This is a genomic window from Pradoshia sp. Z3_51 (genome assembly GCF_058215915.1).
Genome location: NZ_JBZAJC010000007.1, coordinates 52,218 through 75,375 on the forward strand (window position 1 = coordinate 52,218; position 23,158 = coordinate 75,375).

Sequence of the window (23,158 nt, forward strand, 5' to 3'; positions counted from 1 at the left end):
ACATATTTCTATTAAATCAGCAAAATTATAGTCTCTCAATTTTGATTTTTTAGTTAATCTAAAATAAAATGGTATATTGTACTACATCATGCTAAAGGAGAGAGAATTTTTGGTTAAATTAAACAAACAGTCGGGTGTTCCAGGCATTCCGAACACAGGTTTTTTCGGACACCCTAAAGGACTTTTCACATTATTTTTCACTGAGTTTTGGGAACGTTTTTCGTATTATGGAATGCGGGCCATCCTGGTCCTCTACTTATACGCTGAAGTTAGCAAGGGCGGACTGGGGTTTGATCAAACCACAGCCATGTCAATTGCTGCAATCTATGGATCTTTAGTCTATCTATCAGGTATTATCGGTGGATGGGTTGCGGACCGTTTACTTGGGACAAGCAGAACCGTATTCTACGGTGGAGTTTTTATTATGCTTGGTCATGTTGTTCTGGCATTACCGCTCGGGGCTGAAGCCTTTTTTGCCAGTATGTTCTTAATTATCATTGGTACCGGATTGCTAAAACCGAACATTTCCAGTGTTGTTGGTGACTTATATACAAAGGCCGACAATCGCCGAGACTCAGGATTCAGCATCTTCTATATGGGGATTAATTTAGGTGCTTTTATAGCTCCATTTGTTGTAGAAGGATTACGCGGGCATTACAATAGCTACCATGCAGGTTTTTCAGCTGCTGCTGTAGGTATGTTTCTTGGATTAATCGTATTTGTTATTACGAAAAAGAAAAATCTGGGCACCATTGGAACACAGCCACCTAATCCATTAAGCCCTGAAGGCAAAAAGAAATTTGCTCTTTATTTTGGGGTGACAATCGCTCTATTAATTGTCCTTTTCTATGCTCTGATTTCAATCGGTTGGTTAACCATTGATCGATTTGTTTTACTCGTAACGATTTTGGCAGTTATCATACCAGTCGTTTACTTTGTATGGATGTACAAAAGCTCTAAAACAACTGCAGAAGAACAATCAAGATTACTTGCCTATATTCCATTATTCCTTTCAGCAGTTATCTTCTGGGCCATTTATGAACAAGGCTCTAATTTACTGAATATTTATGCTTTAGAACGGACTAATTTAACTATGTTAGGCTTTAAAATCGCACCTGGTGTGCTACAGGCAATGCCTGCCCTCTTCGTAATCATCTTTGCACCAGTTGCAGCTTGGTTATGGATGAAGCTAGGAGATAAGCAGCCTTCAACTTCCAGAAAATTTTCAATTGGCCTACTATTAGCAGGTCTATCATTTATTGTGATGCTTGTACCAGGATACCTAAGTGGCGGTGACTCACTTGTTAGTCCTTATTGGCTCATATTGAGCTACCTAATCGTCACACTTGGAGAGCTTTGTCTATCTCCTGTTGGTTTATCTGCTACAACTAAATTGGCACCTGCTGCATTCTCCGCTCAAACGATGAGCCTATGGTTCCTCGCTAGTGCTGTTGCACAGGCCATAAATGCACAGCTTGTAAAACTTTATAGTACGGAAACGGAACTCCTGTATTTTGGATTAATCGGTGGATTCGCAATTCTATGTTCAATTATTATTTACTTCATCTCACCAACCATCCAAAAATACATGAGAGGCGTTAAATAAGAAAAAAGATGCCCCTGGTTTTAAAACCGGGGGCATTTTTATGTTCTGGATGTTCTCTGCTATAAGGCAGCGAACAGATAACCACTTTAGCGCTGTCTGTTCACCATATAATTCAATAAGTGCTTTAAAAATGAACTCTTCGGTGAAATCTGTACAATAGCTTCCATAGCATAGCAGTAATGATCCCACATTACTTTACGAGCACCCTCCCTGCCAAGAACTGATACAAATGTAGAATTATTATTCTCTTTGTCCTGTCCGACTGGTTTTCCAAGTAAAAGGTCATCCCCCTCCAGATCAAGCAAGTCATCTTTAATTTGAAATGCGATTCCGGCATGATGGGCGAATTTTTTTAACTTCTCTATCTCGGATTCCCCTACTTGAGCAAGAATGGCAGGCATAATGAGTGATGCCTCAAATGCGATTCCTGTTTTGTAGAAGGAAAGCGTGTTTAATTCCTCTAAAGTCAGCATTTTCCCTTTCGATTCCAAGTCCATTGCCTGCCCTCTGCACATATCCATGGCTACCTGGGATGAATATCGAATTAACTGTAGAACAGACGCAGCATCAAACTGTTTCAGTGATGCTTGTTCCTTCATAGCATTCTGAATAAGATATACTGAAGTTATTTCTGCTATTCCTGTATTATGGACCGTATGCAAGGTAGCACGGCCTCTTCGAATAGGCGCATTATCCTGAGATGGCAGATCATCGAGAATAAGAGATGCCGTATGCATATATTCCAGGGATTTAAGAAGCGGCACAATCGCTGTAGAATCCAGCCCATACTCCCTGACTCCCATCATCCAGGTCACGATTGGCCTTAGCCTCTTTCCATCACCTTCAAGACTGTAATTTGCCGCATCAATGATTGGATCATTCGTCAAAAGTGTAGATTCTAGTTGATTAATAGGCAGATATTGATTAATCTCCTGACGAATGCTCTTTATTGTGTTAGCAAATTCGCTTTCCTCTTGACGATCCTTTCTCATATTGGAAAGGATATGATCTCGGAGCAATTTATCAAAGAAATCCACATCATCTGCTTTCTGAACCATCGTTTGGATAAGGCGATTAAATGTCGGCATATTTGCTGTTAATAAATTCATCAATTCATCATACTGCTTAGTACCTAATCGTTCTTTATTTCTTTTTAGGCCATTAATTGCTCGATCTAGTATGACCTCACAAGCATGTGGATCAGAATCATATACATGATGAATCAAGTTGAAAATAACCGTCCAATATAATTCGAATGGGTTAATAAGGTCAGGACGCTTATCATGATAGGTTAGATAATACGTATATGGAGTGACCGCTCCTGCATCCATATCATCAAATAAATCCGCAAAGTCATCTGCCAATTGATTGTATATTCCATAGTAAAACGTGCGTTTGTTAAACCCTTCATCCTCTGGTGCACTAATAACAGAACGAACGATCAATCGTGAAGATGATGATTTTAATATGATTGGAATAAACAAATCTTCATTGGTGTAATGTTCATTTGTTAACTCTTTAACTCGGTCTACTTCCTGTGAATGAAAAAACACATACGCCTGGTCGAAAAATATCCTGGAATTTTCAGGGCTTTGGCAACCTTTAATATACTCGAATGCTTCCTTCAGTTCTGAATGAATAAACCGGATAAGTTCTTCATTTTTACCAGACCACTCGTCTATTTCTGGGACTGTCCCATTTATAAGCGTCATTCTAATGATAGTTGAAAACTGCTTTTTCTCCTCATCGGATAAAACATTTGCATCTAGTAAATCATCTATAAAAGGATAGGTCAGACCATAGGAATATCCTAGCCGAATGGCTTCATCAAGTTTCTGTGCCCGTTCCTCCGGGGAAATATCAGAGCCCATCTCTTCCCTAACGTGCATCATAACTCCACCTATGATTTTGATTAATTTACGTTGGGCATTTTCGGCATCCATTCCATTCGGTATAGAGGATGACACGATTCTTAGCTTGTCGAATAGCCAGATGACTGTTGACTCGATATTCTCCTTTTGGCCCCATCTGTACAAACCGTGTGTACTAAACAAATCAAACTCACTAGCTTCTTCAAATTTATCTGTAACTAATTGAGAGATGAGCGTATCCACGACTTGTTTGATTTTAGTTTGTGTTTCAGGCTTGTCCAGGGCTTTGCCCAAATCTCTCAGATAGATATATGAAATACTTCGATGAAGATACTGCTCCAGTTTCCCTCTCTTATTCAACCAGCTTATATACTGATGATACTCCTTATTTGTTGTTTTTTTATTTTTATGAGCAAAAAGGGAAGCTAAGGATCGATGACGAATATGATTCTGCTTCCACGATTGAATATCTTTCGTTAATGCATCGATATAGCTCTTTTCAATCACCTGCGCACGCAAGGATTCAAAATACTTTTCAGCCTTCTCTTCAGCCAATACATAACATTTATCACTATTATTTATGACCTTCTCATTCATAAGTTCAACTACCTCTTGTTTTCTTTTGGTTATACAATTTCCTACTTACTTAATACAAAAGTACCATCTTTATAAGCATAAAGCTAAAATAAACAATGTGGTATTTTTGACCTATTTCTCAGTGAACGATTATCGCCCCTGACCAACGTCTTATTTATATACTCTTCAGGAAAACATACCTTTACTAACTATAAAAATCCCCCTTCAAACTTTGAAAGAGGATTTCTCATCCATGTTTTATAAATAACATTTAATTGATTTTTCAATCCAATAGGTAAATATCGTATTTGGACATCTTTTTTCAAATAACTTCATTTTTAAATACATATCAATTCCATCCGAAACATCATGCCATAAATCCGTAAAAACAAAATCAAATTGACCCTTGGCCATAGATTTTTGAGCATATTCAAAGGCATTAGCTTTAATGATCTTAATCTTTTGATGGTTTTTGAATTGCGGCAATATATACGTTTGGAACAAGTTAATCACGTCTTCATTCATTTCGACTACCGTGATGCTGTCAACATTCTCTTTTTCAGAAATCATATAGGTATAATAACCAAGTCCCAATCCATATGTAAGTACATTTCCAAACGCCTGCTCAATCGGTTCTTTCATGGTTTCGATTTCATTAGGCGTTACCGTCATCCATATTCTTTCGTTTTCTAAAATAGCTGGATACTCAAATTCTGTTTCAAAAAAACCGATTTGCGGGATTTGCCTGCCTTCTTTTGTTTTGACAATATCATTGCATACAAAACCCTCAAACGGTTTATACTTTTCATATTTTAGTTCACTATTACCAATCTTCAACGTTGGGATCTTGATATTCTTATAATAAGGGTTTTCGCAATATTCCTTTTCATCCAATTTAAAAAACATTCCATTAAAGTAATTGTTGAATAGATTCTTATCATCCATCTTATCCACAATATCCAATCCAAAAGCAGCCGCTAAAATGACCGCAAATGCATGCTCATAAGATACGCCATACTGAACAATCTCATTTATCTCTTCTCTATCAACAAAATCGGGCGCCTTATTTAAATAATTGCTTAGCAATGCGAACACTTTATAATTATCTTCTTTTACTCCATCATTCGGTTTCATTTCTTCACCTGTATTCATTGAGTTATAGTAAAATAATAGCGAAAAAATAGAGATGGAGCAATGAAACTGGAATTCCCCTTAAGTAAACACAGGCACTTCAGATAAATGAATGAATAAAAAAAGTCCCTGATTCCAGTATAGAAATCAGGGACTGCTTACTGTATAGCTTTACTGCATTTCGATAAGCAATTAATATGTTACTTTTTATGCACTTTTCGCCTTAGCCTGTTTACTTTCTCCAATTTTCTCTATATCCTCTAAACTGCGACCGCGAGTTTCAGGAACACATGTCCGTATAAATAGGACTCCCAGTAAACAAATACCACCGAAGATGGCAAAAACAGCTTCTTGAGGCATAAAAGCAATCATGATTGGGAAAAGCAATCCGACCAAGAAAGAACCAATCCAGTTAAATGATGAAGCTAATCCTGACGCACGTCCGCGAATGGCTAGCGGGAATATTTCTCCAACTATGACCCAAGTTAAAGGAGCCCATGTGAATGAATAAAACGCAACATAGATACTTAGAAAAACAACCATCATCATCGGATTCACATTAGGAATTAGTATGTTTAAGATGGCCGGAAAAATAAAGGAGAGTCCCATAATGGTTCCGCCAACTGTTAATAAAGTACGGCGCTTAAATTTATCAGCAATGACCAGGAATACTAATGAACCTATTACGAGGATAATCCCCTGAATGATTGGCCACATCAACGCGGAACTGGCTGCATGACCCGTAGCATTTTCCACAATCAAAGGAATGTAATAGAAGATGGCATTTGCACCCTGGAATTGTTGAAAAGCTGCTACACCTACACCCGCAAAGACCAAGTAACGGTATTTACCACTTAAGAGAGTTCCCCAAGACGTTTTCTGACTTACCGTTTTTTCTTCTTTTGCAGCTTCTTGAATTTGTTTTATTTCAGCATCAATATCTTTTTTATTTGAACGAATATAGCCCAATACCTTACGAGCTTCATCAAATTTATTATTCTTAATTAAAAATCTTGGTGATTCAGGTAACTTTAACATTCCAAAAAATAAGATGATAGCAGGTACTGCAGCCAAACCAAGCATCATCCGCCATGCCATAGTTTCTGGCAGGTCTTTCAATAGATAATCAACAATGTATGAGAGCAACATCCCAGAAACGATCATGGTTTGATTTATTCCTGACAGACGACCGCGCAATTTTGCAGGCGCCATTTCCGACATATAGGCTGGAACCAACGCAGAGGCAGCCCCAACAGCTAGTCCTAGAAACATCCGTGATACAATCAAAAATAGTATTCCATCATGGGGGGCTATGCCTGACAATATGGATCCCACAACAAAAATGACAGCAGATATTAAAATCATTTTGCGTCGTCCTAAACGGTCAGACAGCTGACCAGCTACGACACCTCCAAAAATAGCTCCAAACATTACCGAAGAGGTAATCCAACCAATAGCGGTAGCTCTTCCTTCGAGGCTCCAATCACTTTCTAAAAAAGGTAATGCTCCCGTCATAACACCTATATCATAACCAAAAAGAATGCCGGCAAAAGCTCCAAAGAAATAAATAAAGCGACTTGATATTTTCTTTTCATTAACCATGAATGTTCCCTCCACTAGGTGCAAAAATATATTGCTAGAAATCCTACCACTAAGACTATTAATAGCCTTAACATATATAAAAGCGTTTTCAAGTCCTGCAAAATTGCTATAATACCAGTAAGTTTTTAATAGAATATTTACGTTCATAGCTTGTCTTACATGATAGTAGGTGTTGCCTATTTAATAATAGAGATGCTCTGTTTAATTTAATGAATAACGCATTAGGGTACTTTTGAATCAAATATAATGAATCCAAAAACATTTAGTTTTATTTCTTCATCTTAAACGCTTTCATATATATAAACAAAGAACACGCTTACAAATAAAAGCATCTTATTCTACCTTCTGGGATAATCTATTATCCTCCAAGAAAGCATAAGCCCCCTCGGAGGATAAAGCCATTACCTAATAACTACATAATCTAAGTCAACAAGCTTTGCATACGTGATAATTTGATCTGTTGTCAGATTCAATGAAACAACTGTATGGTGACCGCCGCCATTCTCAATCCACGCTTTAACCCCATCCTGGAAGTTTGGCTTTACTTCCCATAGTACACGTGCTACTGGAAGATTAGGTGCTTTAACAGTTGGCTCAAAAGCAGAAACTTCATTAATCAAAAGCTTGTAATGTGTACCAAAGTCAGCCATTGAAACAACAACACCATCTCCTGCCTTACCATCGAAAACTAAACGAGCCGGATCTTCACGATCACCGATACCTAATGGAGATACGACAATTTTTGGCTTGTTGCAAGCTAATGTTGGATCTACTTCAAGCATATGTGATTGAAGAGCAGCTTCTTGCCCAACAGCTAGTTCATAAGTGTAATCCTCCATAAATCCAGTCGATTGGTTATGGCTCATCACTTTAAGTAAGCGATCTAGGGCTGCAGTCTTCCAATCCCCTTCACCAGCAAATCCATATCCTTGGGCCATCAAACGTTGCACTGCAAGGCCAGGAAGCTGTTTCATGCCATATAAGTCTTCAAAGTTAGTTGTGAATGCATTGTAACCACCATCATCAAGGAAACGCTTAATGGCAATTTCATAGCTTGCTTGCACCTTCACGCTCTTTTCCCAATCTTCTTTGCTGTATATGCCATAATCAAATTCATATAGTTCCGCATACTCAGCAATTAAATCGTTCACTTCTTCGTCCTTAACGTCATTCACATATTGAACAAGATCGCCTATACCAAAGTAGTCAACAGTCCATCCAAATTGAATTTGAGCCTCTACCTTATCCCCTTCGGTTACTCCAACATTACGCATGTTATCACCAAAACGAGCAACTTTTATATTGAAGCTTTCGTTATAAGCAACCGCTACATCCATCCATTCTGCTATTTGCTTTTGGACTTCAGCACGTTTCCAGTAACCTACTACAACTTTATTTTGCTTTTTCAAACGCGCATTGATAAATCCATATTCACGATCACCATGAGCTGATTGATTCAGATTCATGAAGTCCATATCAATGGTTTCCCATGGAATACTTTCGTTAAACTGCGTTGCTAAATGTAGCAATGGCTTTTGTAATAATTTTGTTCCGCGAATCCACATTTTTGCTGGTGAGAAGGTATGCATCCAAGTAATTACGCCCGCAACCTCATCACGATAGTTCACTTCTTTCATAATGCTTGTAATTTTATCTGCACTTACAGCTAAATCCTGCAATACAAGCGGGTAAGGTAATATACCGCTTTCATTTAAGGCATCCGTCATCGTTTGTGCGTGTGCTTTGACTTCCGCCAGTGCTTCTTCCCCATATAGATGCTGTGAACCTACGACAAACCAAAACTCTTTTACTTTAGACATAATAATCCTCTTTTCGTAGTTTGATAGTTTGTATTATTTTTGCCCATAGTAGGCATTTTTTCCATGTTTACGTAGATAGTGCTTATCTAAAATACGTTGTGGCAATTCTTCAGCAAAATGATTTAGTTCTCGTGTAAATAAATTCATTTTTGAGACCTCTTCTAATACCACACTGTTCATAACCGCTGATTTTGCATCTTTGCCCCAAGTAAATGGTCCGTGTCCATGAAGTAAAATACCGGGAACTGCCAATATATCTAATCCACGTTGTTCAAATGTTTCGATAATGACCTTTCCAGTTTCCACTTCGTACCCACGGTCAACTTCCTCTTGAGTTAAAAACCTTGCACATGGAATGGAACCATAGAATGTATCGGCATGAGTAGTTCCCATCGCCGGAACATCTAAACCTGCTTGAGCCCATATAGTCGCCCAGGTTGAGTGCGTATGCACAATGCCGCCAATCTCTGAATAATGCTTGTAAAGTACTGCATGAGTTGCTGTATCTGATGAAGGATTCAATTCCCCTTCAACCACCTGACCATCCAAATCAACAACCACCATATCACTTGGCTTCATCGTCTTATAATCAACACCGCTCGGTTTGATAACAAATAAGCCACTATCACGGTCAATTGCACTTACATTTCCCCATGTATATTTGACGAGTCCATGCTTGGGCAATTCTAAATTTGCTTCAAATACTTCCTCTTTTAACTTTTCTAACACTTGAACCCCTCCAAACTTGGACTCATAAAATCAAATGATCGACAGCTGCCTGCTCAATTACAAGACCTTTTTTATATCGCTCTATAAATTTCTCAAAACCTTTAACATCAAACTGATCCGGATATATTTCTTGACTATCAACCTCGAAAAAGACTTTTTGGTCAAGGAATTCTTCCAAGTATTCCTTCTCATTTTTGTTCATCATGTAAGAAGCCAGAATAGCCATCCCCCACGCACCGCCCTCTCCGGCTGTTGCCATAACGGATACTGGTGCATCAATGGCAGCTGCGACGATTTTTTGACCTACAATAGGTGTTTTGAATAATCCGCCGTGAGCCAAAATGCCGTCAATTTCAACACTTTCTTCTTTAGTCATAATGTCCATTCCAATTTTTAATGCGCCAAATGCAGTAAAAAGATGAGCTCGCATAAAGTTTGCTAAATTAAACTGACTACCAGGAGGTCGTACGAATAGCGGTCGCCCCTCATCTAATCCTGTAATATTCTCACCGGATAAATAGCCATAGCTTAGCAATCCGCCAGCATCCGGTTCAGCCTCCAAAGCTTTATTCAGCATCACTTCATATAATTGATCCGTTTCTATCTTTTGGCCCATTGCTTCAGAGAACTCACGGAATAATTTCAGCCAGGCATTTAAATCACTGGAGCAGTTATTAGCATGAACCATCGCTACAGGACTGCCATCAGGTGTTGTTACTAAATCAATTTCCGGATACACTTTTGAGAGTTCTTTTTCCAGTACAATCATGGCAAAGACTGATGTTCCTACTGAAATATTACCAGTACGCTTTCTCACACTATTTGTAGCAACCATTCCTGTACCCGCATCACCTTCCGGCGGACAAAGCGGAATACCTGGTTGTAAATTCTGTGATTGATCAAGAATTTTTGCCCCAACTTCAGTCAATTCACCAGCTTGTTCTCCTGAAAGATAAACTTTAGGAAGAATCTCCTCTAGGCTCAAAGGACAACCCTTCGTGGAAATTAGTTCATCAAATTGCTTAACCATTGATTCATTATAATTCTTTGTTGATTCATCGATTGGAAACATACCTGAAGCATCTCCAATACCGATCGCTTTATTACCAGTCAGTAACCAGTGGATATAACCTGCTAAAGTCGTAACATAATCAATACGCGGCAAATGTTTCTCTTCATTTAAGATAGCTTGATAAAGATGAGCAACGCTCCATCGTTCTGGGATATTGAATTTAAATGTATCAGTCAATTCTTTAGCTGCCGCACTCGTTGTTGAGTTACGCCAAGTACGAAACGGAACAAGTAATTCTCCTGTATGATCAAAGGCCATATATCCGTGCATCATGGCTGAGATTCCAATAGAACCAATCTTCCGAATCGTTATCCCATAGTTTCTTTCAACTTCTTGCTTCATCTCACGATACGCTGCTTGTAGTCCAGTAATAATATCGACTAGGCTGTATGTCCAAAAACCATCCTCCAAGCGGTTTTCCCACTCATAGCTTCCAGATGCAACCGTTTCAAAATTATGATCAATTAACACTGCCTTGATACGTGTAGAACCAAATTCAATTCCAAGAGAAGTCTCTCCCCTAGCAATTGCCTCTTGTATGTTTGCTTTGTTCTTTCTCATATAAACCCCCATCTGATAGCGGTTTCAATATCCGGAATGATTACGCTTTCTATTTGTTAACTTGATTATATTTATTTGTACGTACAAATGTCAACTAATGTGTAATTAGTACACACAAATTTAACATTCTCGATTTTAGTACAAATCAAACAAAGACCCACAAAACCATTTATTGGGTATACTGTTAAAAGAACTAATGAAAGATGTTACTTATAAAATAGAATTAGATTGCTTATTTTATTTCTTACTAATTCAAAGTAAAATATGTACATACAACTATTTCGAATCAATCAATTAGTGCAAGAGCACCAATGAAGGAAGTGAGCTATAAATGAAACCAAAATATCAGGTCATCATTGATGATATAAAAAGCAAGATTCTTTCGGGAGATTATAAAGTTGGTGACCAAATCCCTACTGAAGCTTCCCTCCAAGAAAAATACGAAGTGAGCCGACAAACTGTTCGTAAAGCTATTTTAGAACTATCAAACGAAGGATTTTTAAGAAGTGAAAAAGGGTCTGGCACTTATGTCAGTAACCAATATCAAGCAAAATCTGGCGGTCAATCTAACACTAAAACAATCGGAGTCATTACAACCTACATTTCTGATTATATTTTCCCCTCCATTATTCGAGGGATTGAAGGCAGATTAAATGAAGAGAATTATTCGTTATTATTAGCCAGTACAAATAATGATGTCGAACAGGAAAAGAAAGCTTTGGAAATGATGCTGTCATTTGGAGTGGATGGTTTGATCATAGAGCCTACGAAAAGCAATCTATATAATCCAAACATCTCTTATTACCTGTCATTTAAAGAACAAGAGGTTCCATTCATTATGATTAATGCTTATTATGAAGAATTAAGTGTTCCCTTTCTTTGTCTTGATGACGTCCAGTCCAGTTATCTCGCAACAAAGGAATTAATTTCGAAGGGACATACACATATCGGGCTAATATCAAAATCAGATGACCTACAGGGAAAATATCGAATGAAGGGATATATAAAAGCGCTTGGAGAAGCCAAATTAGGATTTCGACCTGAGCATGTGCTTACATTCGATACAGAAACAAAGCCCAATTTATCAGCTAGCTTGAAGAAATTTTTAGAGGAAAATATTCACCTATTAACCGCGATTGTTTGCTATAACGATGAAGTCGGTTTAGAAGTAGTAAATGTGTGTAAACAGCTTAATATTTCCATTCCAGAGAAGTTATCAATAATCGGGCAGGACAATTCCTATATTGCCAAAAATGCTACTATTGCACTGACAACATTAACCCACCCACAGGAACAAATGGGACGTGATGCAGCTGATTGGCTCATTAAGAAATTGCAAGGAAAACGAGATTTACCAAACGAAACCTATTATCAGCCAGTGTTAGTTGAAGGAGAAACAGTAAAAGATTTAGAGATACATTAAGCAATAGTTATGAATATATTTTATTTCATATGGTGCTACTAAATTACTTAATGAAAAAGAAAAGCCCTGTTTATGCTCGTTATGATACCCGAGCATAAACAGGGCTTTACTCTATTTCTGCTATATATGGTATTTGACTGTGCACTAATCAAATCTTAACTACCAGTTAGCTACTTCCACCTCTGCTTTTAACCATTTTTCCCAAACAGAATCCGTTATTTTGAGTAAGCTTAATGAAATACCTTTCATATCTAAGGAAGTTAAATGGTTTCCAACCTTCACAAATCTAATATCCAAGCCTTCCAGCTCGCATAAACGTCGGATGTCATTGGTAAAGATATACTGTTCCATCAGCGGTGTAGCCCCTAACCCATTCACCAAAATGGCAAATCGATCTCCTTTTTTCCATCGATAAAGACTTTTAAGTTTATTCATAAGCTCTATGGCTAAAATTTCAGAGGAATGAAATTCTTCTTTCCGGTATCCCACTTCACCATGAATCCCAATTCCGTAAAATACTTCATTATCCTGTAGTATAAATGACCTTCTATCTGTCTCAGGATGGGTTACCGGTGAAAGTGCAACTCCCAATGTATGTAAATGATTGATGACAGACTGGCCAATTTCCGTTAGTTCGTTTAGAGAATATCCCTCACGTGCAGCAGCTCCAAGTATTTTATGGACAAACACAGTACCAGCCACACCACGTTTCCGCTTATTGAAGGAATTGTCGTCTTCAATGGAGACATCATCACTTACAATGACATGATCAACAGTCCAGCCTTCTTTTTGGGCGATGGATTCAGCCATCAAAAAACTCTCTAAATCTGCTTTAAAATTTTTGACTATGAGCAAGACACGCTTATTTTTATCAATCATCCGAATGGCGGCTACTATTTGCTCAGTTGTTGGCGGCGTGAAAATTTCTCCATTAACAGAAATGGAGAGCATTCCTTTCCCTACATATCCATAATGAGCCGGTTCGTGTCCGCTGCCGCCTCCGCTAATAATGACTACCTCCTCTCTTATATCTTTTAAATCTTTCCGATAAACAATATCATGCTTGGGCTCATAAGAAACCCTTTCTTTATGTTCAAAACAAAATCCAGCCAACATGTCTCTTACAACATGCTGAACATCATTAATTATTTTTTTCATTCTTATTCCCTCTCGCTGCTCACTCCTGCAGAAATGGCAGTAATTGATCATTTATCATATATTTCATCAAGGATGACATCGTGGAAGATTCGAGAGTGCAATCTTTCTCAATCCACTCTTTGATTATCCCTACAAACCCATAGCTATAAAAAGAAGCCATTAATTCTTTCCTTTCATTAGAAACCTTTAATCCGCTTCCGTCCAAACGGTTAGTAATAATCTCAAGATACAAATTCTTTGTGTGTTCATATAAGTATTCGTTAAAGGAATTTTGCTCTTCTACTTTAAATGCATTTTGATAGAATCGTCGATTCTGACTGAAGTATTCCAATAACAAATGCAAGATGTTCTCCCACTTTTCATATCCAATAAAGTCTGTAATATTTTCCTTCGTTTCTTCTTTATAAATCCAGCCAAGCAATTCATATTTATCTTGAAAATGGTAGTAAAATGTTTGCCTTCGCATCTTACAGTTTACCATAATGTCGCTTACTGAAATTTTATGAAAAGATTCAGTTACCATTAAATCTTTTAATGATTTTGCAATTATTTTTTGTGTGATAATCGATGAGGTCATGGGTTACCTTCCCTATTAAAATTGTAATTTAATTATACAAAAATGATATAATTACGGCTATTTTGACAAATACGGTTATTTGTCCGTTTACTTTAAAACGCTTACATTATACTGTTAACAGTATGAATAAATTTAGCAAGACTACCAATTTTTAATAGAAACGGGAGGCAATACAAATGAAGAAGATTATAAATAAACCTGAGAACCTCGTAATGGAGATGGCTAATGGATTAATCATGGCACATCCGGAACTCGAGTTTCTGAAGAAATATAAAATTATTAAGAAACGAGTAATAAATGAAAACAAAGTGAGCTTAATTAGCGGGGGAGGCAGTGGGCATGAACCTGCACATGCGGGCTTTGTCGGAAAAGGTATGCTTGATGCTGCAGTATGCGGGGATGTGTTTGCTTCGCCATCACAAATACAAGTGTATCAGGGAATCAAAGCAGCTGCCGGTCAAAAAGGGGTCCTGATGATTATTAAAAATTACAGCGGTGACATCATGAACTTTAAAAATGGTGCCGCTTTAGCAATCGAGGATGGTATCCAGGTTGAATATGTTCGAGTAGCTGACGATATAGCCGTTGAAGACAGTCTGTATTCTGTAGGACGCCGCGGTGTTGCAGGAACTGTACTTGTTCATAAAATTGCCGGTGCAGCTGCCGAAGAAGGCAGAGACCTTATGCAGGTAAAAGCAATTGCAGAAAAAGCCGCAGAAAATGTAAAAAGCATCGGGGCAGCTCTTACATCCTGTACCGTTCCAGCTAAAGGAACTCCGACATTCAAATTAGAAGAAGATGAAATCGAATACGGTGTCGGCATTCATGGAGAACCAGGAATCAGAAGAGAAAAATTGATTTCTGCAAATGAGTTGGCTAAACAAATGATAGATGATCTTCTAAAGGATTTTGGACAAGATGGGGATGAAACATCTGATATTGCTATTCTTGTAAATGGCTTCGGAAGTACTCCACTTCAAGAACTCTATTTATTTAACAATTCGGTTATGAGAGAAATGAGTAACAGAAATATTCATGTTTATAGAACCTTTGTCGGCAATTATATGACAAGTATTGATATGGCTGGAGTATCCTTGACAATTATGAAGCTTGATGATGAGCTGAAATCATTATTATCAAGCGAATGTTCTGCTGCGGCATTTAAAGTGGATGCACCTGTTGAGGGTGTTCAGTATACCGATCCTATTGATGAGATTGAAGAAAGAAGCGTTTCATTCAATACTGAGACAAGTGAGGAATACGCTGTAATCCACGATGATGTCCTTTCCTTAGAGAACATCATCTATCTCATTGATAAAATGAGCGAAGTCATTATCCGTAATGAGATACCATTCTGCGAGCTTGACTCTCATGCCGGTGACGGAGACTTTGGTATGAGCGTTGCTAAAGGATTCAAGCAATTGAAGCGAGAATGGAGTTCTATCTTAAACCAAGAACCATTAACTATTGGAGCATTCCTTGATGCATGCTCAATGGTCATTATGGAATATTGCGGTGGAGCGTCCGGTCCAATTTGGGGTTCTGCATTCCGTGCAGCCGGCAAAGCCGCAGGCGATAAAAATGAATTAACGATCGAGGAGTTTGCAAACCTATTACAGGCAGCTGTTAAAGGAATACAAGTAACTGGAGAACGTTCATTTGGTAGAGGTGCAGTCGTCGGTGACAAAACTCTGATTGATGCTTTAGTTCCATGTGCTGACTCTTGGTCTGAGTGCGCAAAAGCTGGAATAGACTTTAAAACTGCCTTTGAAAATGGGGCAGCAGCTGCTGTTAAAGGCGCTAAATATACAGAAACAATCGTCGCCCGCATGGGACGTGCTGGTACGGTTGGAGAAAGAAGCCTGGGTTATCCTGATGCTGGAGCTTATGGACTTGGAGTTATCTTCACAGAGCTCTCCAGCAGCCTAAGATAACAGCATTGATTGCCAACCATACAATTCTTATAACCTAGCCACTCTAAGGAGCTGCAACTTTGCAGCTCTTTATTTATCATTTAGTCTTAGAATAATAAAGCAGCTTCAGTTGAGAGGGCTATTTTCGAAGGATTTTAACAATGTAAAAAGAAAAATTAAATGACCAACTTTTGATCATCCTTGTTCAACTTAGACATCTTTAATAAATATTATTTAAATAATAGGTATAGAACAATGGCACCGACTACGACTATTCCCCCTATTGTTGGACTTCCATAAACGGTTCTATTCCAACCATCCTCGGTGTCTATCTTATTTTTGTTACGCTTATCTTGGTCCTCATTCAACAATAACACCTCCATATAATTGCTATAACACTATTAAAGAACTACTACCTTAGGCGATGAAATTTTGAAAAAGATGGACGGTCAAAACTGTTGTTAACAAACACCCACAGGAAGTTAAGATTATTGTTTTTCTATTGTCTTGTTTTTCTTCAGGTTTATTTAACTCATTAATTTGTATAATCCATATTGTCATAGTTACAAGGGCAAGAATTCCGATGGACATACCAATCACTTCCTTTTCCCTATTATTTTTTTGTAAATTATCCCACTTCGATTGTAACATTCTGTAAATTTGTAACAAGTCTTTCTTCGCTAACTTGTCCCTTTACTACCATAAGAAATTTAACATGAAAAGGCATTAATCCTTCTTGGTCAACTTGGCCTTCTGCTCTTTCCCCTGTCAATTCCAACCTTTCCCCCTTAAATCCACTCTTTTCCGTGTTCACGAATGAATTTAATATCGTTTTGATAATGTTCAAGGTGTCCTTCATCTATCATTTTTTGAAAATTACTATCGCCTTCTTTAGCTTTTCTTTCAATTGTTTTACATAGCCCTTGTAATCGCAACAATACCATCTCTAAAAAGTCTTCTTCCACTTCCTTTCCATAGGATTCAAAAAACAATTTTACTCTGTGTTTTATTTTCATAGCGTGGTCTAAGAAATTATAAATAACTTCTTCACCTGTTTCAGATTGATAAGTTCTACTTAAAGGAATACAAGTATAAAGGGTATAGGCAATGTCCCAGAGTCTCGGTCCAGGACCAGCAACATCAAAATCGATTATCCCTACCGGTCGTTTACGATTAAAGATAATGTTATATATAGCGAAATCATTATGACAAAGCACCTCGAATGGTTGCGGAGTATTATCTATCGACTTCCAATCTTCTTCAATTAAAAAATCACTCACTGAATCGTGGTAGAGACTAAGCATCTGAGCTATTTCTTTTAAAACTTCATCAGACCACATATATCCCTTTAAAGGATAATTACCAGCTTCACCTTCTATATATGACAAAATCTCTCTACCTTTTTCATCAATGCCAAAAAATTTAGGTGCATAAGCGAATCCTTTATTTTCCAAATGTATTAATAGCTTGTGAATTTTCGTACTGTCTGGCTTTAAATCTCTTCGAACGGTATCTCCTAAACGATATACGGTTGAGACATTTCCTCCAGTTAGAATTTCTTCTTTTTCGTATTTTGACATTTCACAAATACCCCTCAGTATTATAATATTTGCCCCCGTTTTAGTTTCTGCCTAGTGTTCAACATTCCTGCTTTTTTATCTCCATAAGAAATTCAACACGAAAAGGCACTAATCCTCCTAAGATCAACGCCCTAAAGTTTAAGTGAGAATTCCACTTACTATATGAATTATAAACATGGCTAATTACGTTTTTGGATTATTTGACGCACAGGAGATGCCAAAGCTAAAAATATAAGTGCTATAAAAGCTATATTAATTAAAGAAATTTGCTCCATCATAGGTGTATGCGTTGAACGGCTCGAAGAAAAGATAGACCACCAACTTGGTTCGACATATTGTAGAGATACTCTGTACCAAATGATAAAAATTGAAAACACTAATAACCGGTAAATCTTCATAAAAACTCTCCTATACTTTTTAGATAAGTAAGGCTCGAATTAGTTACCATTATCTCTTATTTTCCGAACTTTTCAGCCAGTGTCTAAGTCCTTTGCCAGCATAGGGTTCATCGCTAAATCGCGGAATAATATGTAGATGAGAGTGCATAAAATGTTGACCTCCAATCGCATTGCAATTCCAACCAATGTTGTACCCATCAGGTCGATATGTTTCATCCAGGAGATCTTTCACTTCTTGCAGTAATGAATAGGTTGCAGACCATTCATCTTCTGTTAAGTCAAACACTGTTTCACGGTGTTTTATTGGAACTATTAAACCTGACCCGACTAATACTTCTTGTGGCATTTGTAGAAACATACAATGTTCATTTTTTACAACAACTTCTTGCAGTTCTATTGTGTCAGGATTACAAAATGGGCATTCTTTCACTTCAATAACCTCCTCAGTTTCAGTTTTATTTTATATTATTTTACTCTTATTATAGTAACCTTTAAGAAAACAATTTTTAGAATAAACAAAAACGCAAAGGCAGTCATATAATCCTCCAAATTTAAAATTTGGTTAAATAATTCGATTAAAACATATAAATCCTTCTTAATCTAACCTGCATTCCTAGTTAACCGGCTTGTTATAGGAAATCAATTGAAAAAGATAGGAAAGGGTCCTCCAGAAAGTCAGTAAAACTAACGTTCCGGATAACCCCCAAAAACTATTGTTATGCTTTTGTTTTTCTCACTTCGTAAAATGAATAAGCCCCGATTAATATATATGTTATAGCTAAACCCATAATTAACTGCAATTCTTCATTTAAAGTTGTTCGAGCTAATACGATGGTCGGTAAGTGAAATGAAATTAAAAAAACGGGCAGGATTGCGGTTTTTGCCCAAATGGAGAATGTAACGATAAAGCAAAGAAAAAGTAAGCCGATGACTGTACTCCCTAAAACACCAAAGTTAATGGTTGGTGTAGGATAGATTGAATCAGCGACAAGCAAACCCATAAAGACGACCATACTAATGAAAATAGGGGCTAATAATATTAAAAACTCTCGAATTTTAGACACTTGATTCCTGGCTGTATAGCGAAATGCAATCATTACTCCGATAAAAAAGAGCACACAATACACAGCCGTTCCAATGATTTTTAATACACTATAGCTTAATGTACCTTTCAAAAGATCTCCGAAAATCGAAAATGACATTGCTCCAGCTATAATCAGGGGTATATATTTTACCCATGCTTTATAATCCGTCCTCATTTCATTGGAGATACTCTGCATATACTCTTTAGGAGAAGATCCAATAATCTGATCAATAGATTTACCATTTAGCTCGGCTTCATATAAATGCTCCTCAAGTTCTTTCGTAATATCATTAATCTCCTGATCATTTTTTCCACTTGAAAACAAGTATATCTTTAAATCATCAATAAACTTCTGACTTTTATCAGACAGTTGAAGTTGCTCCACTTTTGCATCACCTCATCCTTCAATTTCTTTCTTAATGACCGCGTTTACGCTGTTCTCAAGGTAACCCCATCTAACCAGAAAATTTTCTAAAGCTACCTGTCCTTCATCTGTTAATGAATAATATTTTCTCTTTGGTCCAGCAATTGAATCCCGGCGAACAGACGTAATAAGTCCTTCCCGTTGCATTCGGAGCAATAATGGATAAATGGTACCTTCGCTGATTGTCTCAAATCCATACTCACTTAAACGTTCTGCCATCTCATATCCATAACATTCTTTTCCTTTGATAATAGCCAAAAGGCAACCATCCAATATACCCTTCATCATCTGGGTTTGCGACATCTATAATCCACCACTCTTTTTATCTTGCATTGCAAGGTATATTACCAGTATAAACCACACTACCTTGCAATACAAGATAATTGTTAATTACTTACAAATATCTTTCTTATATGAAGGTCAAAAAGAAAACACTAGGGCAAGATCCCCTATTAAATTCAAGTCTCTCCATCTCTCAAATAGAAAGAAGCAATGTAGCCCACTACATTGCTTCTTTAATGAATCCGCTCGATTAATTTATAAGCTTATCCTTCTATTTATTTTTTAATTGGTATCCATATTTCTGAATAATAATCCTTAGAAGATGGATCTCCATCACTTAAGTAAACCTCCATCTCAGGTCCACCCGAATGCTCATAGCCTGTTGCCGGAAACCATTCAGAGAAAATTCGATTCCACACCTTTGGCATGGCATCAGGCATAGCGCCATGAACAGGAAAAACAGCCCAGGTAGCAGCCGGAATCTGTCGTTCTTCCCAATCATTTGGGACATGTTCTATATGTTTCTCTGCCCCGATCAAGTAAGTTAGATTTTCTTGTAGTTTATCAAAGTCCATACAAACTCCAATTAATCCAAGAGATCCACTATTTTTAGCAAGTACAGCGGCGAATCCATTCTGATTAGATTCATCCCAGAAAGAGGCTATTTTCCGATTGTTCTCTCCCCCACTAGTACTCGTGCGTATGCTTTTCCCAACAACCTTAAATGCTTCCTTTTCGACAATCTTATAATCCATTCCCACATCACCCTTTAACTGAATTTGAAAGGAGAGCCTCGGATAAGCCTTCAAGGATTGAGTATTTTTCTTTGCAGATGACGGACTGATTCCATGAATTTTCCGGAATGCTTTTGCAAAGGATTCCGGAGTTTCATAGCCGTATTTCAGTGCAACATCGATTACCTTCGACTTGGAATATACCAGTTCCTGCGCAGCAACTGTGAGACGGCGATTCCGAATATATTCACTCACGGTATATCCCGTCAGCATACTGAACATCCGCTGGAAATGAAATTTTGACATACAAGCAATTTCAGCAATATCTTCCATACAAAGATACTGTTCCAAATTACCTTCTATATACTCGATACTGTCGAGCATCCTTTGAAGTCCCTCCATGTAAGCACTCTCCTTTCTAAACTCAGTCTACCAACATCGGTTTAGTAAATCCGGTTAATCCGTGCTCTTTTATGACAGTCCAGAAAAGAATAAGAGCACCCAATTAGTTCATTAAGCTATCTCTATTTAACTACCTGAATATCACATAACAAAAGTTTTACTCAAACAATTATCAGAGTTCACTTTCCCAATTCCAAAATTCTATTTCGTCTACTTCTAATTCACTTACTTTTCCTTCATCCTGTAATTTTAATACTTCTTTAGTTGGTCCTGTAATAACAGCCCCATAATGCTTATAACTATGTTTTTCCATGTATTGAATACGTTTTGAAAGATTTAAATCTCCTATATAAAAATTTTCTGCTTTTTCTTCATATTCTTCCAGGAATTACAGTGTTTTTCGGAATTGCTTATGCAGTGGTTTTCCTTCGCCTACCTCGTATTCCGGTGAAGAAGACCCTTCAGAAACTATTTCTGTTCCAAAAAAACCTTTTTCCTCTTGTTGAAAATCTACGATCATGTCATCTTCATGCCAAATTGGTTCACTAGGAAAACCAATTGGTTTAAAATAGCTTCCTCTTTCTTTTCAAAACCAGTATCTACTGCAAGCCATATTAATCTCATATCCTTAGCCTCGAATAATGAAAATACCTCTTCTGTCTCTAGTAAATCAGTAAATGAAACATAGGCTGAAACAACCGTCCCTTCTGGAACCTTTTTTAATCGTTCCCACCCTGAAAAACCTCGTGGGCTTGAGCCCGGATAAATAAAAGCAGGACTGTTATTAGATATAGGGCTGAAATAGGTAACTTCAGGATATGACATCCTTGAGAAGAAAAAATCAGTTTCCATTTCACCTACCTTGATCGTATCATCTCCAATAACTTTATTTATATCTTTTGAGGCTGTCATTCCAAAATAGGCAGAAGTGCTCGTACTTGTACCATCCATATGACCATAAGGATTCATTACAGTCAGACTGTAATCAACGATATTACGTAATTTCTCTACTCGGTCAGGAGCTCCGAACGAGTAATACATCAGAGTTAGGATGGAAGAAAAGAATGAAAATAGAAGAAATAAACCTATAGCCATAAGTGCTGTTTGAAATCTTGCCTTCCATTTTGCAAATTTCATAATTCGTTGTTGTTTTTTTATGCCAATATCAGAATCAGTTAACTTTCCCCTATTTTCTTCATCAGTTTCTTCCAAATATCTCTCCATGCTCTCCAGTTCTTTCTCAATCTCTTTTGCCTCTTCTGCAGAAAGTTCACCTTTTTCATATGATTCCAGGCGCTTTTTAAATTCATCACTCATATTCTTTACTCCTTCTTTTCCTTATTGCTTTTCTCCCGCGAAATAAAAGAACTTTTACATATGCCTTACTAACCTTCATTACTTCAGCAGCTTCCTCATATGATAGACTATTAAAGTCACAAAGCAGTACTGCCATCTTATGTTTTTCAGGTAATGCATTCACTTCACGTAATAGCTCTTCTATTTCCTCATGAATCACAATCGTTTCATCAATCGCTCTGTTCTTATCTAAAAATCTAGAAAAATAGCCTTCATCCTGAATTGTTACTCTTTTATGCTTTCTATGATGATCAATATATGCATGATATGCTACCGTAAAAAGCCATGCCTTTACACTTCCACTTTGATAATTCTCAATAAATAGGCACGAAAGAAGGTCTCTTGAACAAGGTCCTCCGCTGTATGATGATTATGACAAAGAGAGAAAAGGAAACGATATATATCAGAAAAATAAGTGCTATAGAGACTATCTATTGAATCAGCCTCATTACCCCCTCTCACTAATACCATGTATAAATATAAAAAAGGTTACAGAAAATAAAATATTTTCCAAACCACCAATCATTATGAGCATACCAAAAGAAGCGGAATAAAGTTTATTTTTGATTGGTTTGACGTTTATATAAACATCAAAAAGACATCAATAGATGCCTTCTTTCGTGCACAATAAATGTATATAACCACCAGGGGGGATGGATGATAAAAAAAAAAAGACCCGAATTCGTATAATTCACGAAACAAGGATCGATCTGGCAAATGTATTTTTCGGAGTCTTCAAGTATACTACCTCATTACAAAAGTAATATCGATACTATAATTCCTTTTTAGACTTGGATGAATCAACTAATTAACTTATATTTACTTTCCTCGATTAACAAAACAATATTCTTTATATAAC

General features: G+C 37.3%; 22 protein-coding genes. 3 read left to right on the forward strand and 19 right to left on the reverse strand.

What is annotated here, in order from left to right:
• Positions 1–109: 109 nt before the first annotated feature.
• Positions 110–1,606 carry a peptide MFS transporter gene (locus AC4BHA_RS13755; protein WP_490558805.1) on the forward strand — a complete coding sequence of 499 codons (1,497 nt, stop codon included), beginning with the start codon at positions 110–112 and terminating at the stop codon, positions 1,604–1,606.
• 86 nt (positions 1,607–1,692) lie between these two features.
• Here the strand turns inward: AC4BHA_RS13755 and AC4BHA_RS13760 are convergent, their stop codons facing one another.
• The 6 genes from AC4BHA_RS13760 to AC4BHA_RS13785 form a co-directional block, all read right to left on the reverse strand.
• The gene (locus tag AC4BHA_RS13760; protein WP_140462164.1) at positions 1,693–4,074 is read right to left on the reverse strand and encodes a polyprenyl synthetase family protein; all 2,382 of its coding nucleotides are present in this window, start codon (positions 4,072–4,074) and stop codon (positions 1,693–1,695) included.
• Positions 4,075–4,311: 237 nt separating this feature from the next.
• The gene (locus AC4BHA_RS13765) at positions 4,312–5,187 is read right to left on the reverse strand and encodes a spermine/spermidine synthase domain-containing protein (protein WP_139892719.1); all 876 of its coding nucleotides are present in this window, start codon (positions 5,185–5,187) and stop codon (positions 4,312–4,314) included.
• Between the two features lie 204 nt (positions 5,188–5,391).
• Complete coding sequence (locus AC4BHA_RS13770) at positions 5,392–6,786, reverse strand: sugar porter family MFS transporter (protein ID WP_066108204.1); 1,395 nt, start codon at positions 6,784–6,786, stop codon at positions 5,392–5,394.
• 401 nt (positions 6,787–7,187) lie between these two features.
• Positions 7,188–8,606 (reverse strand): L-arabinose isomerase, encoded by a 1,419-nt coding sequence (araA, locus tag AC4BHA_RS13775; RefSeq protein ID WP_066108207.1) that lies wholly within the window; start codon positions 8,604–8,606, stop codon positions 7,188–7,190.
• 33 nt (positions 8,607–8,639) lie between these two features.
• A complete protein-coding gene (locus tag AC4BHA_RS13780; RefSeq protein ID WP_066108210.1) occupies positions 8,640–9,335 on the reverse strand; it encodes an L-ribulose-5-phosphate 4-epimerase in 696 nt (231 codons plus the stop codon).
• A 22-nt stretch (positions 9,336–9,357) separates the two neighbouring features.
• Complete coding sequence (locus AC4BHA_RS13785; protein ID WP_066108213.1) at positions 9,358–10,968, reverse strand: xylulokinase; 1,611 nt, start codon at positions 10,966–10,968, stop codon at positions 9,358–9,360.
• A 331-nt stretch (positions 10,969–11,299) separates the two neighbouring features.
• Between AC4BHA_RS13785 and AC4BHA_RS13790 the strand changes: the two genes are divergently transcribed.
• Entirely contained in the window at positions 11,300–12,391 is a 1,092-nt protein-coding gene (locus tag AC4BHA_RS13790) for a GntR family transcriptional regulator (protein WP_139892720.1), read from the forward strand.
• 159 nt (positions 12,392–12,550) lie between these two features.
• Here AC4BHA_RS13790 and dhaQ read toward each other — a convergent pair whose 3' ends face one another.
• Positions 12,551–13,549, reverse strand: coding sequence for a DhaKLM operon coactivator DhaQ (gene dhaQ, locus AC4BHA_RS13795; protein WP_139892721.1), 999 nt, complete (start codon positions 13,547–13,549; stop codon positions 12,551–12,553).
• A gap of 19 nt (positions 13,550–13,568) precedes the next feature.
• Positions 13,569–14,126: a dihydroxyacetone kinase transcriptional activator DhaS gene (gene dhaS, locus AC4BHA_RS13800; RefSeq protein ID WP_490558806.1), complete on the reverse strand. Its 558-nt coding sequence runs from the start codon at positions 14,124–14,126 to the stop codon at positions 13,569–13,571.
• Positions 14,127–14,302: 176 nt separating this feature from the next.
• On the opposite strand from dhaS, the gene dhaK reads away from it, so the two are divergent.
• Entirely contained in the window at positions 14,303–16,060 is a 1,758-nt protein-coding gene (gene dhaK, locus AC4BHA_RS13805; RefSeq protein WP_139892722.1) for a dihydroxyacetone kinase subunit DhaK, read from the forward strand.
• A gap of 209 nt (positions 16,061–16,269) precedes the next feature.
• Here the strand turns inward: dhaK and AC4BHA_RS13810 are convergent, their stop codons facing one another.
• The 11 genes from AC4BHA_RS13810 to AC4BHA_RS13860 all read right to left on the reverse strand — a co-directional run bounded on the left by AC4BHA_RS13810 (position 16,270) and on the right by AC4BHA_RS13860 (position 22,770).
• A complete protein-coding gene (locus AC4BHA_RS13810) occupies positions 16,270–16,407 on the reverse strand; it encodes a hypothetical protein (protein WP_490553083.1) in 138 nt (45 codons plus the stop codon).
• A 260-nt stretch (positions 16,408–16,667) separates the two neighbouring features.
• Positions 16,668–16,817 carry a hypothetical protein gene (locus AC4BHA_RS13815; protein WP_180350019.1) on the reverse strand — a complete coding sequence of 50 codons (150 nt, stop codon included), beginning with the start codon at positions 16,815–16,817 and terminating at the stop codon, positions 16,668–16,670.
• Positions 16,818–16,827: 10 nt separating this feature from the next.
• The gene (locus AC4BHA_RS13820) at positions 16,828–17,619 is read right to left on the reverse strand and encodes an aminoglycoside phosphotransferase family protein (RefSeq protein WP_490558807.1); all 792 of its coding nucleotides are present in this window, start codon (positions 17,617–17,619) and stop codon (positions 16,828–16,830) included.
• A 447-nt stretch (positions 17,620–18,066) separates the two neighbouring features.
• Positions 18,067–18,447 (reverse strand): HIT family protein, encoded by a 381-nt coding sequence (locus AC4BHA_RS13825; RefSeq protein ID WP_490558808.1) that lies wholly within the window; start codon positions 18,445–18,447, stop codon positions 18,067–18,069.
• 286 nt (positions 18,448–18,733) lie between these two features.
• Entirely contained in the window at positions 18,734–19,486 is a 753-nt protein-coding gene (locus AC4BHA_RS13830) for a DUF1129 family protein (RefSeq protein WP_490558809.1), read from the reverse strand.
• A gap of 12 nt (positions 19,487–19,498) precedes the next feature.
• Positions 19,499–19,828, reverse strand: a complete 330-nt coding sequence (locus tag AC4BHA_RS13835) for a PadR family transcriptional regulator (RefSeq protein ID WP_066108236.1) — start codon at positions 19,826–19,828, stop codon at positions 19,499–19,501.
• A gap of 254 nt (positions 19,829–20,082) precedes the next feature.
• On the reverse strand, positions 20,083–20,943 hold the full coding sequence (locus AC4BHA_RS13840) for an AraC family transcriptional regulator (RefSeq protein ID WP_490558810.1): 861 nt from the start codon (positions 20,941–20,943) through the stop codon (positions 20,083–20,085).
• Between the two features lie 172 nt (positions 20,944–21,115).
• On the reverse strand, positions 21,116–21,328 hold the full coding sequence (locus AC4BHA_RS13845; protein WP_490558823.1) for an anti sigma factor C-terminal domain-containing protein: 213 nt from the start codon (positions 21,326–21,328) through the stop codon (positions 21,116–21,118).
• 131 nt (positions 21,329–21,459) lie between these two features.
• On the reverse strand, positions 21,460–22,260 hold the full coding sequence (locus tag AC4BHA_RS13850; RefSeq protein ID WP_490558811.1) for a sigma factor regulator N-terminal domain-containing protein: 801 nt from the start codon (positions 22,258–22,260) through the stop codon (positions 21,460–21,462).
• The gene (locus AC4BHA_RS13855) at positions 22,253–22,618 is read right to left on the reverse strand and encodes an RNA polymerase sigma factor (RefSeq protein ID WP_225983701.1); all 366 of its coding nucleotides are present in this window, start codon (positions 22,616–22,618) and stop codon (positions 22,253–22,255) included. Before AC4BHA_RS13855 ends, AC4BHA_RS13850 begins: the two co-directional genes overlap by 8 nt.
• Positions 22,591–22,770, reverse strand: a complete 180-nt coding sequence (locus tag AC4BHA_RS13860; protein ID WP_373925502.1) for a sigma factor — start codon at positions 22,768–22,770, stop codon at positions 22,591–22,593. The genes AC4BHA_RS13855 and AC4BHA_RS13860 overlap by 28 nt, the downstream gene beginning before the upstream one ends.
• Between the last annotated feature and the right edge of the window lie 388 nt (positions 22,771–23,158).